16 protein-coding genes are annotated in these 18,375 nt (G+C 57.3%); 10 read left to right on the top strand and 6 right to left on the bottom strand.

From position 1 onward, the window contains the following. Positions 1-81 precede the first annotated feature (81 nt). From ACOYXH_RS12190 to ACOYXH_RS12175, 4 genes are all read right to left on the bottom strand, one after another. Entirely contained in the window at positions 82-597 is a 516-nt protein-coding gene (locus ACOYXH_RS12190; protein WP_220556255.1) for a hypothetical protein, read from the bottom strand. Next, complete coding sequence (locus ACOYXH_RS12185) at positions 594-1,328, bottom strand: alpha/beta hydrolase family protein (RefSeq protein ID WP_007914925.1); 735 nt, start codon at positions 1,326-1,328, stop codon at positions 594-596. The genes ACOYXH_RS12190 and ACOYXH_RS12185 overlap by 4 nt, the downstream gene beginning before the upstream one ends. A 4-nt stretch (positions 1,329-1,332) precedes the next feature. Then, positions 1,333-1,830 carry a PAAR domain-containing protein gene (locus ACOYXH_RS12180; protein WP_007914923.1) on the bottom strand — a complete coding sequence of 166 codons (498 nt, stop codon included), beginning with the start codon at positions 1,828-1,830 and terminating at the stop codon, positions 1,333-1,335. A 338-nt stretch (positions 1,831-2,168) separates the two neighbouring features. Beyond that, positions 2,169-3,083 (bottom strand): LysR family transcriptional regulator, encoded by a 915-nt coding sequence (locus ACOYXH_RS12175; RefSeq protein ID WP_093431295.1) that lies wholly within the window; start codon positions 3,081-3,083, stop codon positions 2,169-2,171. A 270-nt stretch (positions 3,084-3,353) separates the two neighbouring features. Here ACOYXH_RS12175 and ACOYXH_RS12170 point away from each other — a divergent pair, with 270 nt between their 5' ends. The 4 genes from ACOYXH_RS12170 (at position 3,354) to pgm (ending at position 9,589) form a co-directional block, all read left to right on the top strand. Continuing rightward, entirely contained in the window at positions 3,354-4,376 is a 1,023-nt protein-coding gene (locus tag ACOYXH_RS12170) for a zinc-dependent alcohol dehydrogenase family protein (protein ID WP_007914918.1), read from the top strand. A 547-nt stretch (positions 4,377-4,923) separates the two neighbouring features. Continuing rightward, positions 4,924-6,390: a hypothetical protein gene (locus tag ACOYXH_RS12165; protein ID WP_460064706.1), complete on the top strand. Its 1,467-nt coding sequence runs from the start codon at positions 4,924-4,926 to the stop codon at positions 6,388-6,390. 49 nt (positions 6,391-6,439) lie between these two features. Beyond that, positions 6,440-7,840, top strand: coding sequence for an aminotransferase-like domain-containing protein (locus ACOYXH_RS12160; RefSeq protein WP_095050843.1), 1,401 nt, complete (start codon positions 6,440-6,442; stop codon positions 7,838-7,840). Positions 7,841-7,945: 105 nt separating this feature from the next. Continuing rightward, positions 7,946-9,589: a phosphoglucomutase (alpha-D-glucose-1,6-bisphosphate-dependent) gene (gene pgm, locus ACOYXH_RS12155; protein WP_095126062.1), complete on the top strand. Its 1,644-nt coding sequence runs from the start codon at positions 7,946-7,948 to the stop codon at positions 9,587-9,589. A gap of 72 nt (positions 9,590-9,661) precedes the next feature. Here pgm and ACOYXH_RS12150 read toward each other — a convergent pair whose 3' ends face one another. After that, entirely contained in the window at positions 9,662-10,357 is a 696-nt protein-coding gene (locus ACOYXH_RS12150) for a pirin family protein (RefSeq protein WP_258708277.1), read from the bottom strand. Between the two features lie 277 nt (positions 10,358-10,634). On the opposite strand from ACOYXH_RS12150, the gene ACOYXH_RS12145 reads away from it, so the two are divergent. Further along, the gene (locus ACOYXH_RS12145; RefSeq protein ID WP_460410755.1) at positions 10,635-13,109 is read left to right on the top strand and encodes a UvrD-helicase domain-containing protein; all 2,475 of its coding nucleotides are present in this window, start codon (positions 10,635-10,637) and stop codon (positions 13,107-13,109) included. Between the two features lie 49 nt (positions 13,110-13,158). Here the strand turns inward: ACOYXH_RS12145 and ACOYXH_RS12140 are convergent, their stop codons facing one another. Next, positions 13,159-13,431 carry a DUF1652 domain-containing protein gene (locus ACOYXH_RS12140; RefSeq protein ID WP_025109621.1) on the bottom strand — a complete coding sequence of 91 codons (273 nt, stop codon included), beginning with the start codon at positions 13,429-13,431 and terminating at the stop codon, positions 13,159-13,161. Positions 13,432-13,694: 263 nt separating this feature from the next. Here ACOYXH_RS12140 and ACOYXH_RS12135 point away from each other — a divergent pair, with 263 nt between their 5' ends. From ACOYXH_RS12135 to ACOYXH_RS12115, 5 genes are all read left to right on the top strand, one after another. Beyond that, positions 13,695-14,510 carry a helix-turn-helix domain-containing protein gene (locus tag ACOYXH_RS12135; protein ID WP_095049085.1) on the top strand — a complete coding sequence of 272 codons (816 nt, stop codon included), beginning with the start codon at positions 13,695-13,697 and terminating at the stop codon, positions 14,508-14,510. 52 nt (positions 14,511-14,562) lie between these two features. Further along, a complete protein-coding gene (locus ACOYXH_RS12130) occupies positions 14,563-15,969 on the top strand; it encodes an NAD(P)/FAD-dependent oxidoreductase (RefSeq protein ID WP_095126060.1) in 1,407 nt (468 codons plus the stop codon). Positions 15,970-16,011: 42 nt separating this feature from the next. Beyond that, positions 16,012-16,356 carry a cupin domain-containing protein gene (locus ACOYXH_RS12125; protein WP_034154173.1) on the top strand — a complete coding sequence of 115 codons (345 nt, stop codon included), beginning with the start codon at positions 16,012-16,014 and terminating at the stop codon, positions 16,354-16,356. 58 nt (positions 16,357-16,414) lie between these two features. Next, entirely contained in the window at positions 16,415-17,500 is a 1,086-nt protein-coding gene (locus ACOYXH_RS12120) for a polyamine ABC transporter substrate-binding protein (RefSeq protein ID WP_258708275.1), read from the top strand. A gap of 173 nt (positions 17,501-17,673) precedes the next feature. After that, the gene (locus ACOYXH_RS12115; protein ID WP_320413013.1) at positions 17,674-18,093 is read left to right on the top strand and encodes a hypothetical protein; all 420 of its coding nucleotides are present in this window, start codon (positions 17,674-17,676) and stop codon (positions 18,091-18,093) included. The last annotated feature ends 282 nt before the right edge of the window (positions 18,094-18,375 follow it).

Here is an 18,375-nt window from a genome sequence, read left to right as displayed (position 1 = left end):
AGGTTTCCGGGCTTTTTTATGGGGGCTCACCTGACGACCAGCTCTTCTCCAAATCCTTGCGCCAGGTTCAGCAAAGCGCGGCTATCTGAAGATCTGTTCAATCATGATCCTGGAGGGGATGAATAACGTATTCGTGTAATAGGCCTCATACCCATAGGCGGTTATGCGAACTTTGCACGGGATCGAAGTTTGCGACGTCAGCAACGGTTTGATGGCGTCGTAGTCATTCAAGTCGCGTTGCGTACCATCCGGATTGGTGTAGTAGAAGATCAGGTCGGAGGAAAACTTGTAATTGGGCCTGGCTTGATCGCTTGCGTTCACTCGCCCTTCAGCTTTTACCGCGATTGAATGCTCGGATGAGAACTCCATGTCGCGATTGAGAGAGCAGATCAGGGTAGGGTTGAGCTGGTTGGAGTTTTCGTAATCATTGAATGCGTTCTGCAAATCCACAGTGGAGTTGAAGTGTGCCGTGAACAGATTGGCGGGGCCGAGCTCAAACGACGATAGCGTGAGGTCGGCGGGCGGAATGCTGGCCGTTTTTACGCAGCCGGTGCAGAGTAGAACACCGAGGTATATGACCGCGCGGAAGCTGTTCATTGGCCGAAAATACCGTTGATTGAGTCAAAAATCAGATCGCAGGCGGACTTCGTCCCTTGCACAGGTTCTATAAACATCCAGTCAGCAGATGCATGGTGCCTATCAATGGTCTTGTTGATGGTCGGACCAGACTCGATCATCCAACGCTCCCCGAATTCTGCGACACCGTCAGATTGGTCAGGTGTACTGGCGTTGGCCCGGATGTTGATCCATGTTTCAGCGACAGGCGTTGGCTCCGAAAAATAGATGTCGGAACCCAGCCATACCAGGAATCCTTCACCCACTGGATCGAGTGTCACCAGATATTTGATGGTGTAACCGGCTTCGGAAAGAATCTGTGACAGATGTGCGCCGTTCCATCCGCCGAGGCTGTGGCCGACGATGTAAACCGGACAGGATTTGCTGGGAATGTTGTCGATGAAGTGAGTCTGGATATCGCCGGAACCCCTTGCATCCTTATAACTTTTAGGGAACCCCGTGTATTTCGCCGGCAGCTTGGCGCTGCCCGCAATTTTGCCGTCGAGCTGTTTTTTTGCGTCGTCGATATTGTGGAACGCGCCTTGAAAATAGTATTTCTCTTGGTCGGCAGCCCCACCAATGAAAAAAACGATCGCCTTCTTTACGGGAACGGGAGCCGTCTTTACCGACTGATCCTTCACGAGTGTTAACGTCGGCGTGACGGCCAGACTCGCGGTATTTCCATTGGGAAGCTGGATTTGCTCTGCCGGCATGTTTTCAATCTTCCAGAAATAGTTTGAAGGTTTCTGCCACGTGTGAACTCACGACGTGCGTGAACCCCAGCGAATCACTGGTGCCGTACTCGAAACTGCCGTCCGCGCGCTGAATCGCGTAGGCATGATTAGGCATGGGCTCACCGGTGCTTTCGTCGATCAATTTGATCTTGTCGCTGAAGTGCACCGGCATCGGCAGCAGACCGCTGAAAGGTGCCGAGACGAAGGTGTCGCCGATGATGACTGTTCCGGAACCGCCCACAACGATGTTGCCGTGTCCGCCCGTGCTGTCGATCGTCGCAGCATTCAAACCATTGATGAAAACGGTCGAGCTGACGCCTCCCGTGATCGGACTGCCACAAGCGGATTTGTCGGTCATCCGGGCGGCAGCAAGCCCGTCAAAGTTCACATTGGGCGAGCCACTGGCAATGGGATTCGTGCCATGTCCCGGAAGAGGGCAGCTAGTGGGGTCCGTGAGGCGTGCAGCAGGTTTTCCGCTCATGCGAAGTTCCGTTTCAAGAGGTCAGATCGGGCAGCCGTGATGAATAGCCGTATCGTAGAACAGCCAGGGCTGTTCGCTGGATCGACAGCCTTGGTGGTCGTAGTAATCGGGAATGGTGAGGATGTGGTGTCAGCTCTGCGAGACATTGACCCCATGTGCATCCGGACGGATGCGAGTGTTCGCCTTCAATCACACCGGTGGTGTTTGAAGAGGCGAGGGGCACAAGCGCTTGCATACGTGAAGTACGCATCAAATTTTACCGTCCCTGGAAATTTCGTTGCGAAGAATGCCGCAAGCTACGCTTGCGTTCAATAATATTCAGAACTGCCAGCGCGGATTCACAGGCTATCTGGATCGCCAAAAAACATCTGAATCCGCGACCGCAACCACCGCTCACCCGGATCATTATCCTGCGACCCACGCCACGCCATGTGCAGTTCAAATGTGCGCGTCGGCAACGGCGGATCTTCCGCCCGAACCCCACCAGCCGCCGTCAACGCGTCCGCCGTGTAATCCGGCACGGTCGCAACGATGTCAGTGCCCGCCAGCAACGTACTCAATCCGTTGAACTGCGGCACGGCCAGCACCACATGGCGTTTGCGCCCCAGTTTCTCGAGCTCTTCATCAATGAAACCACTGAGATCGCCAGCAAACGACACCAGCGCGTGCGGGCGCGCGCAGTAGTCATCCAGGCTTAACGGGCCCGGCACGGTATCGGCGCGCAGCAATTTTGGCGCGCTGCGGCGCAGGACCTTGCGCTTGGCGTTGGCCGGCAGGTCTGTGGTGTAGCTGACGCCAATGGATATCTCGCCGGAGGCCAGCAGGCCCGGCATCAATATGTAATTGACGCGACGGATCACCAGCACGATTCCCGGTGCTTCCGCGCGCAGGCGCTTGAGCAGCATCGGCAGCAGGGCGAATTCGACGTCGTCGGATAGGCCAATGCGAAATACCGAGGTGCTGGTCGCCGGGTCGAATTCGGCCGCACGGCTGACGGCGGTCGAAATCGAATCGAGGGCCGGCGAGAGCAGGGCGAAGATTTCCACCGCGCGGGCGGACGGTTCCATGCTGCGCCCGGTGCGTACAAATAGCGGGTCATCGAACAGGCTGCGCAGGCGCGAAAGGGCCGCACTGATTGCTGGCTGACCGAGAAAGAGCTTTTCTGCCGCCCGGGTCACACTGCGTTCGTGCATCAATGTTTCGAATACGATCAACAGGTTCAGGTCGACACGACGCAGGTCATTACGATTCATCTGGAGTCCTGGCAGAGTCATCAAGCTTGACGAGAGCGGCCATATGAGAACAATGGCCGGCATGAATCTTACGGGGAAAGGCTGGTACTCTGCACCGGAAAATTCAGCTTGAGTGAGACGTTGGCAGCAGTTTTTTCATGGATTTTGCCAATGCCGCCCCTGGTGCGGAATCAATGACAGGCATGTCGACTATTAATAGCCACTGATAGTCTTGGGTCAAAAGCCCAGATAGAGTTCAGGGCATTAGAGGTTACTTTGACGAGGTTTGCGATGTCCCGCACGATCCGTTTTCACAAGTTTGGTCCGGCCGAGGTGCTCAAATGCGAAGAGCATGCGGCCGCTCAGCCAGGTCCTGGCGAAGTGCAGGTGCGTGTCGAGGCGATCGGCATCAGTTGGTACGACACCCTCTGGCGTCAGAACCTGGCTTCGTCCCAGGCACGTCTGCCATCGGGCCTCGGCCATGAAATGGCCGGTGTCGTCACTGCTGTCGGTGCCGATGTCGAGGACCTGTCCGTTGGTGACAAGGTTGCCAGTTTCCCGGCTGAAAGCCCGAACGACTACCCGGTTTACGGCGAGTCGATCGTATTGCCACGTACCGCGCTGACCCGTTATCCGGATGTGCTCAGCCCGATCGAAGCCAGCGTGCACTACACGCCGCTGCTGATCGCCTACTTTGCCTACGCCGATCTGGCGCGGGTCAAGCCGGGGCAGTTCGCACTGGTTACTGACGCCAGCCATTGCGCCGGTCCTTCGTTTGTCCAGTTGGGCAAGGCGATGGGCGTACGGGTGATTGCCGCGACCAAGGAAGCCGAGGAACGCGAGTACCTGCTGTCCCTTGGTGCGGAAAAGGTCATCGTCACCGAAGAGGAAGATCTGTTGATGCGAATCAACAAGATCACCGACAACCGTGGTGTCGACGTGGTGTTCGACGGTCTCGGCGGCCCGCAGATGTCGCTGTTGGGCGATGTGCTGGCGCCACGTGGCAGCCTGGTGTTATACGGCTTGCAAGGCGGCAACCAGACGCCGTTCCCAGCCTGCGCAGCGTTCCAGAAGAACATCCAGTTCTTTGTGCACTGCATCGGCAACTTCACCGGCAAACCGGAATTGGGCATCACTCAGGATCACGTCGCTTTGCAACGTGCCTTGCGTGACATCAACCAGTTGACCGCTGACCGCGTGCTGCTGCCGCTCAAGACGCGTGTATTTCCGTTCAACGAGTTCGTCGAAGCGCATCGTTACATGGACGAATGCCCATGCCGCGAACGGGTCGCTCTGCAGGTCGAACCGGCGTAAGCCCCTTTAATCAGAGTCCGTGGCCCCACGGACTCTTGTGCGTTTACCTTCCCCCTGAAAAACCGCTCCCTGGCGCGATGCCCGGGTCCGTTCAGCAACTGAACTGGTTTTTGCTCTCTATCTGTATCTTCTAATCACAATATAAGCCCTGATAATTGAATGATTACTTTCATCTCAAGGAATGAGCCATGTCTGTGCATTCAATTTGTCCTGTTCGATATAACGCGTCGAAAACCGTTGATCGCGGCAACTTCTGTTTAATTGTTGTAGGGCTATTCGGAAACTGCTTCTCTTTTTCTTGTGCTCACTTGGCGTGGGACCCTGTGGGAAATTTCCTAGGACTGCGTTCCGAAAAAAATATTCCAACAATTACAGTGGTTTGAGGCTGTTTTTGGACGACTGAAGGCGCTTTGTCAGTTCAAGTGTTTCAAATAACTTCAAACTTGTAAGTGTTAGCATCTGAGCGTCTATTACTTATTGATCAATTGTCGCTTGGCTGATGTGTCAGTCTGCGCGGCATGAAACTTTTTATACCGGGTAAATACCGATGAGCACGATCCATGATCAGGCAATGAACTATGTCTACCAGCAAGTATTGCAACGTTTGCTGAGTTTCTTCTCGCGCGCAGAACGCACGGCGCTGCAGCTGCTGATCCAGCGACTGGCAGTGGCCGCCGGCGGCATGGAGAACATCGGTCATTTCAAGGTGCTGGTGAACCAGTCAGGGTCGCGCGACAGTTGTTACACGCTGGCGTTACTGCGGGCGGCGCAGTTGACCATCGCTGGCCGTTCACCCGCGACCTTTCAGTTGCGGGTGGCCAATCTGCGCTGGAACGGCAGCAGCCAGGTGTCCCTGCAAAACATGCATCGCAGCTACAGCGCACTGTTTCTGTATGACGATCCCCGGGTAGAACTGGTGATGGTCGACCACCGCGAGGTATTGCCGTTTGATCACCAGCTACCCATAAGCGAAGCCGGTCGCGAGGCCAACCGTATCAACCTGCTGCTGATCGGGCATCGCAGAACCTGGAATGAACCGCTTGAGCTATGGGATGACGCTTATCTGGCAACTGCCGAGTTCTATGGTCAGGTGGCCCGCTGGAACAATGGCGTCGATGCCATGGTCGGCAGTGAGTCCCCGCGTCGACAGAGCATCTTCCTCGAAGGGCTGGGGCGTGCCGCGCAGAAGGCTGAGATTGCCGCGCCACCGGTGAGTTCTTGCGGCTTTGAAATGCTGTTTACGCTGCTCGACGGGCTGGGCGGTGATTATTACCGTGAGTTTTATCCCGAAGAGGAGCGGGTGGCGTGGCGTCCGGAGGGTCAATTCGAGGCCTGTCGGCGTACCAGCTTTATCAGTATCAACGACATGATTGTTGGCAAGCTCGAAGAGCGCTGGCCTTTGTTGAGTGATTTTCTGGGGTTTCAGGTTGACGATCTGACGCTTTATCAAGGTGATGACGAACACGTAGAGCCTAAGGTGGCTGCGCATTTACGAGGTTTGCAGGCGCAACTCATCGAGGAGCGAAACTATGAGGACGGCGTCGGTGATTACCTCAAAAGCAGCCTGATAACGATGCGGCAAAAACAGGTCCCTGAACCGGTATGCGAACAGTTGCTGGTCAGCTTCGACAATCTGCAGGAGCCCGGGAATCTGCGCGCCCAGGCGGAAAGCTCTCTGCTGGCCAGTTTTGAACTGAATGAAATCCAGCTGACGTGCCTGTTGTTTTCACCGTTCATTAATGCGGGGGCCGGACTTGAGCGATTCTTGCGCAATTGTCACCCCGGCATGTTGGTGGCATTGCCGGATCTGCACCGGGCGATGCAGGGCCTGCATGCGCCGGAACAGGTCATGAAATGGATGACGGATGTCAGTGGGCTGCCGGTCAGGTTGATTGTGCGTTTGTATGCAATGGGGCCGGTTCGTATGTCTGCGCCTGGAGAATCGGCCGCGCAGAGCGTCGATGCGGTTGACGCGGCGGCCGAGCCGACCGCTGATCGATCGGCGGAAGGTTGATCGTGAGCCGCTTGCCTGGAGATGAACCCATGCCCACGGATACGGGGTTGTGAAGGGGTCGAGGGAGAATGACTTCGTTTATCAGGCGGTTTATCGATACCTGACGCTGCTGATAGATGAGGCGGGGAACAGCGGGGCGGTGCGCCTGCCCTCACTCCGGCAATTGTCTGACCGACTCAATGTGTCGATCTCGACCGTCCAGTACGCCTACTCGCTGCTGGAAAAGGAAGGTCGAGTCTATTCAATTGCCAAGTCCGGGTACTACGCGCAAGCGCTGCACATGATGGATTCGCCGGATAGCGGCAGTGATCTGCTGGAAACCGTTTACGTCAATGCCAGGCGCCCGGGCATGTGCGTGCTGAGCGCCGATGAGCCGGCCTCGCTACAGCCACTGGACAGCCCGTTATTGATGTTGGAGCGGGAATTGCTGCGTCAATATCCGCGTCAGCCACATGCGTTGGTGCAACCTTGTGGAGAGCTGGAGTTGCGCACGGTGCTGGCCGCCCGCTACACCTCATCCACGGCCAATTACTGGCGTGCGGATGACGTCTATATCGGCGCAGACCTGCGCGGTGTATTGGAAATTCTGATTTCCGTGCTTGAGTTGCGTCGGGCCACCGTGGTCGTCGAATCGCCCTGTGACTGGGTGATCCTGCGTCTGCTTGAGGCCGCCGAAGTACGGGTCATCGAGTTGCCGTTGCTCCCCGGGGGCATGATTGATCTTCAGCGGCTGGAGTCGGTGCTCAAGAGCGAGACGGTACGTTTGATGCTTTTGTCGTCAGTGCTGAGCATGCCCCGGGGCAGTCTTCTACCGCTGAGCAACCAGCAGGCAGTCGCGCATTTGCTTGGACGTCATGGTACCTGGGTGCTGGAAAACGATTGTTACAGCGAACTCCATGAAGGCAATGACGCGCAACGGATGCGCGACTGGCTGGACCCCGATCGTTTAGTGGTGTTTTCCACGTTCGAAAAGTTCGTCGGGGCCGAGGCGCCTTTCGGTTATGTGCTGTCGCGTCATTGGCGCAGTGAGTTGCAGCGGCATTTCCTGTTGCGCGCGTTTCGGTTGTCGCCGATTCGCCAGAAAGCCATTGCCAGGTTGTTGGGGGGCGGCCGACTGGATCAGCATTTATTGGTATTGCGGCGAATGCTCAAGGAGCGTCGTACGCAATTGATCGAATTGTTGCGCGAACGTCTTGGCGATGCGATGCAGGTTGTCGAGCCCGAGGGTGGCGCGACCGTGTGGGTACATTCGCTGCGACCAGTGAACATGGCGCAGGTCTTCCAGCGATTGCTCAGGCAGCAGATCGTTATTGCACCTGGCGAGCTATTCAGCCTGCAAAGCCTGCATGCGCACCATCTGCGGTTGAGCCCGCTGAGCCATGGTGACCATGACCTGGCCAGTGTGGTCGGGCTAATCGGTGACGCCTTGCGCCTTGCACCTGCTGACTAACGTTAAAAAACATCGGGAGAGTCCCGGATAGATCGCATCGCACTGCGGTCAAACTGCCAGTAAACTGCGCTCTATTCCTGAACCACTCTATTTCAGAGGTTTTGCATGACACTCAGTCCTTTTGCGGGCAAACCGGCACCGGCAGAATTGTTGGTCGATATCCCGCGACTGGTAACGGCTTACTACACTGGACAGCCCGACGCCTCGATTTCCACTCAGCGTGTGGCGTTCGGTACGTCCGGGCACCGGGGCAGCTCGTTCGACTTGAGTTTCAACGAGTGGCACGTTCTGGCCATCAGCCAGGCGATCTGTCTGTACCGCGAAGCCCAAGGGATCACCGGGCCGCTGTTTGTCGGCATCGACACCCACGCATTGTCGACTCCGGCCGGCGCCAGCGCGCTGGAAGTCCTGGCCGCCAACGGTGTGACCGTGATGATTGCCGAAGGTGATGAGTACACGCCGACACCCGCCATTTCCCACGCCATTCTGTGCTACAACCGTGGCCGTACTTCGGGCCTGGCTGACGGCATCGTCATCACGCCGTCGCACAACCCGCCACAAAGCGGTGGGTACAAGTACAACCCAACCAACGGCGGGCCGGCCGATACCCACATCACCAAGTGGATCGAAGCCAAAGCCAATGAATTGCTGGCCAACAAGCTGGCCGGTGTGAAGCGCATCAGCTACGAACAGGCGCTCAAGGCCAGCACCACGCATCGTCATGACTACGTGAACACCTACGTCGCCGACCTGATCAACGTGATCGACTTCGACGCCATCCGTGACGCCAAGCTGCGTCTGGGCGTTGATCCGCTGGGTGGAGCAGGGGTGCGCTACTGGTCGGCGATTGCCGAGCATTACCGCCTCGATCTGCAAGTGGTGAACAAGGAAGTCGACGCGACGTTCCGTTTCATGACCGTCGACTGGGATGGCCAGATTCGCATGGATCCGTCGTCCAGCCACGCGATGCAAGGCCTGATCGGTCTCAAAGAACGTTTCGACGTGGCCTTCGCTTGCGACCCGGATCACGACCGCCACGGTATCGTCACGCCGTCCGGTGGGCTGCTTGCGCCGAACAACTATTTGGCCGTATCGATCGATTACCTGTTCCAGAACCGCCCGCAATGGCGTGCGGATGCCGGCGTGGGTAAAACCGTGGTCAGCAGCGGTCTGATCGATCGCGTGGCCAAGCGCTTGGGGCGTCGTCTGTACGAAGTTCCGGTCGGTTTCAAATGGTTCGCCGACGGCCTGTTCGATGGTTCGCTCGGCTTCGGTGGCGAAGAGAGCGCAGGCGCATCGTTCCTGCGCAAGGACGGTGGCGTGTGGAGCACCGACAAGGACGGTCTGATCCCTGCGTTGCTCGCCGCTGAAATGACCGCACGCACCGGTCGCGATCCGAGCCAGGCCTACAAGGCTCTGACCGATGAGCTGGGCGAGCCGTTCTCGGTACGTGTCGACGCCAAGGCCAATCCGGAGCAGAAAGCGTTGCTGAGCAAGTTGTCGCCTGCACAGGTCACCTCGACCGAACTGGCTGGCGAGAAGATCCAGAGCATTCTCAGCCATGCACCGGGCAACGATCAGGCGATTGGCGGTCTGAAAGTGATGACGGAAAACGGTTGGTTCGCCGCGCGTCCGTCGGGCACTGAAGACATCTACAAGATCTACGCCGAAAGCTTCATCGGTGACGACCACCTCAAGCAATTGGTCGTCGAAGCGCAGGCGCTGGTGGATGGCGCAATCGCAGGCTGATGATGTTGGCGAGCGCATGAAAAAAGGGGCAACCGTGATGGTTGCCCCTTTTTTTGCCTGCCATTCAAGCCATCAGGCCAGATCCACCAGGACGATTTCGCTGTCCTCAAGGGCCGTAACGCTCAGCACCCGTTCCTGCGCTACCGCCACGCCGTCTCGAGCTTGTGCGCGCAAGCCGTTGACTTCAATCAGGCCAGTGGCCGGCACCAGATAGGCGCGACGGCCTGCATCCAGATGATATTCGGCAGTTTCGCCCGCCTTGAGGTTGGCTGCGACCAATCGCGCATCAGCGCGAATCCGCAGGCTCTGGTCATCGCCGTCCTTGCCGCTGGCCAAGGTGACAAAACCTTCGCGCTGGCCTTTCGGGAACGGTTTGGCACCCCAGGAGGGCGGTGCGCCGGTTTCCGTTGGCAGGATCCAGATCTGGAAGATCTTGGTGTCCTTGGCTTCCAGGTTGTATTCGCTGTGAGCGATGCCGGTACCCGCGCTCATTACCTGCACGTCGCCAGCTTCGGTGCGGCCTTTGTTGCCCAGGTTGTCCTGGTGAGTGATAGCACCTTCACGAACATACGTGATGATTTCCATGTCGCGATGCGGATGCTGGGGAAAGCCAGTGCCGGCTGCGATCACGTCATCGTTCCACACCCGCAGGTTGCCCCAGCTCATGCGCTGCGGGTCGTAGTACTCGGCGAACGAAAAGTGGTGATGGGCATCCAGCCAGCCGTGATGGGCGCCGCCCAGCGAGCTGAAGGGTCTGAGTTCAAGCATGATCGTCTCCTCAAAAGGTTCGACGCGAGGTGTGAAGGGCGCACCCGACGCGGGACCGGTGGTTTATGACGGCCATCATCTATCAGTCAATAATCGATAAAAAGCGTAAAAAGTGCGGCGTTATAATCGAAATACTCGATAAGAAAATAGTTGTGAAGCATCTCATCCCACCTTCAGTTCATCGCCTAAACCAATGACCTGAAAGCATTTCGCTAGAACTGAGCGGCAAATACAGACACCATAGCCGCAACAGCCTCACACACTGGAGCCCGTCAGCGTGGCGCAACACACCCCCGATCTTCCTCCCGAACTTCGCCCCTTGGCCGAGATGCCATGGTTCAAACGCCTGGCTGCACGCTTCTTCGGCCACGGTTTGACCCGACTGCGCGCGCAGCACCGTGCGTCGTGGTTGCACGGTCAGGCCGATGGTTTCCGCAGTGGCCATACCGCTGGCGTCGAATATGGCTTTAAGGAAGGCAAGCTTGAGGGGCTGGAAGAGGGCCGGCAGGTGCTGCTGATCCGTGACAGTCGCAACACCGAGCATCGCCCGCCCAACGTCGACAATCATCTGTTCGATGATTGGCGCCTGCCGTTGACGGCCGAGCTGAAAAAACGCATGAAGGCCGATGTTGCCCGTTTGTTGCCTGAGCATGCTCAGCCAAGTACCGCGCAATGGAAGATGATTTTCAGCGAAACCCCGTCAACCTCAGTGGTTGCCGGCGCGGGCGCGGGTAAGTCCACCACGCTGGTTCTGCGTATTCTGTTGCTCAACCACTATCTGGGTTTTGAGCTGGATTCGATGACCGTAGTGACCTTCACCCGCGAGTCGCGCAAGGATTTCATCAACAAACTGATCGAGCTGTTCGCGCTCTGGGGGCACGCGCTGAACCTGCGCCAGGCACGCGAACTGGTGCGTACCTTCCACTCGCGCATTCTGCCGATGGTGCGCAGCTTGCCGGGTTTCGAGCGCTTGCAGGCCTTTGAAAACCTCAGTCATCGAGTTCAGGGTGCTGAGGAGGAGGTCGACAGTAATCCGTTCGACCTGCGCATCAACGATGCGCAACGTCAGCAACTCAACGCCTGCTATCACCGCTTGTTCAACGAGGACGAGCGTTTTCGACATCTGATTCAGCCACTGTCGCGCGCGGGTTTGCAGCTCAAGGAGCTGGAGCGTGATCACCCGGATGTGCAGAAGCGCGTCGCGGTAACGGAGCTGGCATCCCGGCGCGACGAAGAGCTGTGCGACGCCATCGAAGATCTGTGGTTCCGCGCGGGTGCTTGGCCGATCAAGGGCATTGAGCCGAATCGGCAGAGTTTCGATATCAACGGCGCGAAATTTCATTGTCATGGTTACATTCCGAGCCTGGATGCGTGGGTGGTGCTCGGTTTCGATCCGCGGGAAAACCCGCAGGTCAGTCGGCCAAACGCCAAGCTCAGCGTGCGCGCAGAGTGGGCAGTCAAGCGCACCCTGTTTCAAGCTTTCTGTCGTAAGCCTTTGATTTGGCTTGATAGTTATGAGTCATCAAAACGTGTTCTGGCTACTTTGGCAGGCGATGCCAGTGCCGGGCCGGGCTTCGATTACAAGGTCAAGGGTGAGCTGGCTTCCGCGCCATTGCTCGACTGTTTTGTGGCGGCGGCAGGCTTCATCGAGAACCTCGGCCTGGATGTGCCTGACGCGGTCGGTCGCATGAGTTTCGCCAAGGACGACCCGGATCGTTTCTTCTTTGAAGCCTTGAGTCTGTTCTGGCGCGCCTTTGAAGATCATTTGCTCGATCAGAAACCGCCGATCATGACCTACAACCGCATGTTCGCGCTGTTCAGCGAGCATTCGCCGGAGAACCTCAAGCTGTTGAGCGACGAGTTACTCAGGCCGTTGTCGCACTTGATGATCGACGAATTTCAGGACGTTTCGCCACAGATCGTCTCGTGGATTCGCGCAAGTCTGACGGAAATCCGCAGTCGTGGCCCGGCCATGCACGTCGGGCGGGGCGCGCAGCGTTCGTCGTTGCTGTGCGTCGGTGATGACTGGCAGTCGATTTACGGTTGGCGCGGCAGTTCGCCGAGTTATTTCATGGCGTTCGACAAGGAGTTCCCGTCGCCGAGCACTACGCGGGTAATGCTCAGTGATAACTACCGCAGTCACCAGCACATCATTGATGCCGCTGAACATATCGTTCGCGCGGCACCGGCGATCCCGGGCAAAAAAGCCAAGGCCAGCGGCGCACCCAAGCCGTTGCAACCGGTCAATGTGCTGGAGCGCGACGATCAGGGCTTGGGCCAGCGCCTTGCCGAACATTATCGTCAAGGTCACTCAATCTTGATGCTTTATCGAAGAAGCAGCGATAAGTTATTGATAGAAGAGCATATTCAGTCTGTAGTTAATGTTGATTCGAGCTTGCCGTACGAAGCGCGACGCCTGAAGCAACTGACCTACCACAGCGCCAAAGGCTTGCAGGCTGACGCGGTGTTTCTGCTCGGCGATTGCCAGCATCTGACCAGTTCGCCCTACAAGAATCAGGTCTATCGCATGGCGGGCCTAGGCAAGTCGGGCGACAGCGAGCCCTACGACACGGCGCAAAAAGACGAAATCCTGCGCTTGGCGTATGTCGGCATCACGCGGGCGGTCAGCCATTGCTACTGGTATGTCGAACCGCAGGAAGCGCAAGCGGTGAACATGCCCCGGGCGTCCGACCGGGTGGCCAAAGGCAAACCGTTCTTCGTTGATCACCGCGCCGCCAAGCAAACCGCGTAAGCACAAAAAAGCCCGCATCGCTGCGGGCTTTTCGTTTTAAATCATAAACTTATGCGTAACTCTTGAGAGACTCCGGAGGAATGAACGCTTCCAGCTCGTCCTCCACAGCCTCGATGATTCGCTCGACATCCGCTGCATTCATCACCGTCGCGCACGGGATCCCGGCGATAGCGATCATGGTTTCGCCGCTGGCACGATCGAACAGTCGGGCGATCATACTGCCCGGTGCGTCCATCGTTGCCTCGAAACCCATCGGATGGAAATGCCAGCGCATCAACTGGCATGCGTTGGGAAACGTGACTTTGCTTGACCCTTTATTCATATGTTGCCCGCCTTCTTCATCGAGCGCTTCCGTTTGCTCATGTTAGGTGGGAAGAGCCTTCATTGGCTCAACCGGTGACTGACATTAAAAGTAGCATCCGCATGTGAAATTCCTGTGAGATTTTTCAGTTCATTTTGCGATTGCTTCGCATTTTTTGATGTAAGTCACGGCCTACGCAATCATCGCCAAAACGCCACTATGGATTAGTCATTGAAGCCTGTGGCGAACTTGGGCAAGCTCGGGTTTTTTGCGCCGAGCCCTTTATGCACGCCGACGACGACGGCCCTGAACAGACCCAAGCCACGGCTGCAACGGTCATGCGCTATCACCTGAGCTGGAAACACCGCGACCTCGACAGCGTCATGGCGCTGTACCACCCGGACATTCAGTACAACGATTTTTTCCAGAACCGCGTGCTCGGCCTCAACGAGTTACGCGAGTACGTGCGCGTCAGTATGCCGCGAGAATCCGACGAACTGCTTGAGCATTGCGACCGCATTCGCGTCGACGGCAACACCGCATTCATCCAATACGAAGTGACCTTGCGCGGCGGCGACGGTCTGGTGTCGTTTCGCTCCAGCGAGGCGCTCACGGTCAGGGACGGGCTGATCTGGCGCGTCAACGAATACGCTTCGCTGGTGCGCACGCAAACTGCTGGCAAGGCCTCGTCAAGTCAGCGCCCGGCAGTCAGTCGCCTGGGCTTGTCGCCGCGTCAGTTGAGTTTTATGGCCGAAGACCTGCAGCAGTATTTCGAAAAGCAACAGCCGTATCTTGATCCCGAACTCGATTTGCAGCGGGTGGCGAAGGAGTGCGGGTACAGCCGCAATCAGATTTCCTATCTGCTCAACCAGGTGCTCGGGCAAAGTTTCTATCGCTACGTCAATCAGGCGCGCCTGCAACATCTGCTGCGCTCGCTCGATAACGCCGCGCCGCCGGTGCGCATCGATGAACTGGCTTTCGCTGCGGGTTTCAATTCGTTATCGGCGTTCTACAGCTGTTTCCGTCAGCACACCGGTCAGTCGCCCAAGGCTTACGCGAAACAAATTTCTTTGCGGGCACGCGCGCAAGACATCCACTGAGCACAGCCACTAGGATCGACGCCATCGAAGGTTTTCAGTGGCGGAGTCTTGCATGCCGGCGTGGCGCACTATCAGTTTGTGGATGGACCAACTCGATGAGCCGCTGACCGCGCGGCCCGAGCTTGAGCGTGATCTGGACGTCGACGTGGCGATCATCGGCGCCGGTTACACGGGCCTGTGGACCGCGTACTACCTGAAGAAACTCGCGCCGGGACTCGACATCGCGATTGTCGAAGCACAGACCGCCGGTTTCGGCGCTTCCGGTCGCAATGGCGGCTGGTTGATGGGCAACCTGCTCGGCGAAGATCGTTTGTTGGCCGGCCTCTCGCCGGAACAGCGCCGCGCTTCCTTTGATCTGCTGCACAGCATTCCCGATGAAGTGGAAGTCGTCCTCGAACGCGAAGGCATCGATTGCGATTACCGCAAGGGCGGCGTGTTGTACTGCGCGGCGCGTTATCCGGAACAAGAAGCCTCTCTGCGCGAGTACTTGGGCAAACTGCACGCCCAAGGCCTGACCGACGACGATTATCGTTGGCTCAGCCCCGAGCAACTGGCGCAGCAGATCCGCGTCGCCAAGCCTTATGGCGGGATTTACGCGCCGCACGTGGCGACCATCCACCCGGCGAAACTGGTACGCGGCCTGGCGCGCACCGTGCAGAGCATGGGCGTGAAGATCTACGAAAACAGCCCGGTTACCCATTGGCAGTCGGGCAGTCTACGCACGGCGAAAGCCTGCGTGCGCAGTCGCTGGATCGTGCCAGCCGTCGAAGGTTATTCGGTGACCTTGCCACCGCTGGGCCGCTATCAGCTACCGGTGCAAAGCCTGATTGTCGCCACCGAGCCATTGTCTGCCGCGACTTGGGACGAAATTGGCCTCAGCCGGGGTCAGGCGTTCAGCGAATTCAGCCGTCAGGTCACTTATGGCCAGCGCAGCGCCGACAATCGGCTGATCTTCGGCGCCCGTGGCGGTTACCAGTTCGCTGGCAAGCTGCGCCATAACTTTGATCTGACTCGTGATGAAGTCGAGTTGCGCCGTTATCTGTTCGGCGAACTGTTCCCGCAGCTGAAAAACGTGCAGATCACCCACGCCTGGGGCGGCAACCTCGGGATGTCCCGGCACTTCAAACCGCACATGCTTTGCGATCGCGCCAATGGCATCGCGCTGTCCGGCGGTTATGGCGGGGAGGGCGTCGGCGCGAGCAATCTCGGCGGGCGCACCCTGGCGGACTTGATTCTTGAGCGCGACAGCGAACTGACCCAGCAACCGTGGGTGCTGCCGGATGGTGGCATTCATGCGCTGCGCGCTTGGGAGCCGGAGCCATGCCGCTGGTTGGGCTACAACGCGATCATCAAAAGTTTCGTCCACGAAGACCAGACCCTGGCCAACCCGGCGACCGCGCCTTGGCGGCGCAAACTCGCCAGCCAAGTGGCGGGTTTCATGGAAGGCTTCATGCATTGAACGTCGATTTACTTTAAGAAAGCCCAAAAGACAGGTCAGACCATGAGCATTACCCAGTTCAAAAACACCGCGACATTGCAACTTGACGAGTCCAACCCGGTGGCCGTGCCCCTCGGCGAGCCGGTGGCGATTGCTTCGACCACCAGCGTCGAGCGCGATGACGGCGTCGAAACCGGCGTCTGGGAATGCACGCCCGGGCGCTGGCGTCGGCAAATCACCGCGCAAGAGTTCTGCCATTTCATTTCCGGGCGCTGCACGTTCACCCCCGACGGTGGCGGCGAAACCCTGCACATACAAGGTGGCGACGCACTGATGTTGCCGGCCAACACGCTCGGTGTCTGGGATATCCAGGAAACCGTGCGCAAGAGTTACGTGCTGATTTTCTGATTGTTTGATCCTTTGATTGCCTGCCAACAAAAAAGAAAACCCACACAGGAATCGATCCATGATCCGCAAGACCCTCGCTCTGGCACCGCTGATGCTCGCCGTTTCCCTTGCTCAGGCAGCGGAAACGGTCAAGGTTTACAACTGGTCCGACTACATTGCGCCGGACACCACCAAGAACTTCGAAAAAGAGACGGGCATGGGGGTCACCTATGACGTCTACGACAGCAACGAAACCCTCGACGGCAAGTTGATGACCGGTAAATCCGGTTACGACGTGGTGTTTCCGTCCAACCACTTTATGGCCCGGCAGATTCAGGGCGGGGCGCTGAAGAAGCTCGACAAGAGTCAGCTGCCGAACTGGAAGAACCTCAATCCGGTGCTGCTCAAAGCCCTGCAGACCAATGACCCGAACAACGAACACGGCTTCCCCTATCTGTGGGGCAGCACCGGCATCGGCTACAACATCGCCAAGGTCAAAGCCGTGCTGGGCGACAACGCACCCGTGGACTCCTGGGACCTGATCTTCAAGCCCGAGTACATGGAAAAACTGCAGAAGTGCGGTGTGGCGATCCTCGACAACGGCCCGGAATTGCTGCCGGCGGCGCTCAACTACCTGGGTCTGCCACACCACAGCAAAAATCCCGAGGACTATAAAAAAGCCGAAGCGCTACTGATGAAAGTCCGGCCTTACGTCAGCTATTTCCACTCCTCGAAATACACCAGCGACCTGGCCAACGGCGACATCTGCGTGGCGGTCGGTTTCTCCGGCGACATCCTGCAGGCCGAGAACCGCGCCAAAGAAGCGAAAAATGGCGTCGACATTGGCTACGCAATTCCCAAGGAAGGCGCGGCGATCTGGTTCGACATGGTCGCCATGCCTGTCGATGCGCCGGACGAGAAGGCCGGTTATGCGTTCATGAACTACCTGCTGCGCCCGGACGTAATGGCCGGCATCAGCAACTATGTGCACTACGCCAATGGCAATGAGCAGGCGGACAGCCTGATCGACCCGGCGATCAAGAACGACACCAAGGTGTATCCGAGCCCGGAAATGATGGGCAAGCTGTTCGCGCTGGAGGCGATGCCGTTGAACATTGACCGGATCCGCACGCGGGTGTGGAACAAGATCCGCACGGGGAGTTGATAAGGCCCCGCCGGGCATTGATGTCTGGCGGGCTTTATTTTTCTCGGCTATGGAATAACGAGCTTGGTTTTTATACCTGTCATATCTGACAGGTCTCAAGATTGATAGATTCCTGTTCAATAACCGGGCGCGGAAGTTTGGGTCCCCAAATTTTCTGATCCAGGAGATTGACCATGAACAGTAAGGTTGTTGACGTAGAAGAACTGCCGGCAGAAGCCATCAAGGGCACCATCACTCATCGGGGTACAGGGACGGAGCATTCGTTCAATGCCACCTTCATCTATCGGGATGAGCGCCAGGGCAGTCTGTACTTTCACGGGGTGATGGATAATCGAGAGCAGATAACGCTTCAGCTCAGCGAAAGTCAGGAGCCTAGCGGTACCATCAATCTGCCGGATTCGAGGGTGCTTTACCTCGTATACAGACGCAAATTCAGGGACACATCACATTGGGATGAGTTCGCTTCCTTGTCTGGCAGTATCCTGCTGCGGCGGCAGCCAGAGAATGCAATTAACGGCCGTCTGCACTTTACAACTGAAAAAAACGACGGAAACGACTACGTGATCGATGTGGTTTTTGCGTTGAGTGCTTAAGAACCTCGATATGGGTAGGGCTCGCTCGCAAGGTTGGTGGGGTATCCGACATACAGTTCGACTGCTCCGCCGCTTTCGCGAGCAAGCTCGCTCCCACATTTGTTTCCGGATGGCTGATTAACGGTTGATATCAATACACTGGCATCGCACTAATAAAGTGCAGAAAAGTGAGACGCGCCTAACAAAAAACAACTTACCCATATTTAATATTTAAATAGAAAATCGTCAGACAATTAGGCAAAAGCTTCGCAACTAAAACATTCTTCCACCTCCGCACGCTTT

The organism is Pseudomonas sp. Mb7 (genome assembly GCF_054790525.1).
This window is presented reverse-complemented; position numbering and strand designations above follow the sequence as displayed.

Bases quoted from the DNA above. Each gene is read 5' to 3' on its own strand.
- ACOYXH_RS12165 (WP_460064706.1), top strand. From the start codon at position 4,924: ATGAGCACGATCCATGATCAGGCAATGAACTATGTCTACCAGCAAGTA.
- ACOYXH_RS12120 (WP_258708275.1), top strand. From the start codon at position 16,415: ATGATCCGCAAGACCCTCGCTCTGGCACCGCTGATGCTCGCCGTTTCC.
- ACOYXH_RS12150 (WP_258708277.1), bottom strand. From the start codon at position 10,357: ATGCTTGAACTCAGACCCTTCAGCTCGCTGGGCGGCGCCCATCACGGC.
- ACOYXH_RS12130 (WP_095126060.1), top strand. From the start codon at position 14,563: ATGCCGGCGTGGCGCACTATCAGTTTGTGGATGGACCAACTCGATGAG.
- ACOYXH_RS12185 (WP_007914925.1), bottom strand. From the start codon at position 1,328: ATGCCGGCAGAGCAAATCCAGCTTCCCAATGGAAATACCGCGAGTCTG.
- ACOYXH_RS12190 (WP_220556255.1), bottom strand. From the start codon at position 597: ATGAACAGCTTCCGCGCGGTCATATACCTCGGTGTTCTACTCTGCACC.
- ACOYXH_RS12135 (WP_095049085.1), top strand. From the start codon at position 13,695: ATGCACGCCGACGACGACGGCCCTGAACAGACCCAAGCCACGGCTGCA.
- pgm (WP_095126062.1), top strand. From the start codon at position 7,946: ATGACACTCAGTCCTTTTGCGGGCAAACCGGCACCGGCAGAATTGTTG.
- ACOYXH_RS12125 (WP_034154173.1), top strand. From the start codon at position 16,012: ATGAGCATTACCCAGTTCAAAAACACCGCGACATTGCAACTTGACGAG.
- ACOYXH_RS12170 (WP_007914918.1), top strand. From the start codon at position 3,354: ATGTCCCGCACGATCCGTTTTCACAAGTTTGGTCCGGCCGAGGTGCTC.
- ACOYXH_RS12175 (WP_093431295.1), bottom strand. From the start codon at position 3,083: ATGAATCGTAATGACCTGCGTCGTGTCGACCTGAACCTGTTGATCGTA.
- ACOYXH_RS12115 (WP_320413013.1), top strand. From the start codon at position 17,674: ATGAACAGTAAGGTTGTTGACGTAGAAGAACTGCCGGCAGAAGCCATC.
- ACOYXH_RS12180 (WP_007914923.1), bottom strand. From the start codon at position 1,830: ATGAGCGGAAAACCTGCTGCACGCCTCACGGACCCCACTAGCTGCCCT.
- ACOYXH_RS12140 (WP_025109621.1), bottom strand. From the start codon at position 13,431: ATGAATAAAGGGTCAAGCAAAGTCACGTTTCCCAACGCATGCCAGTTG.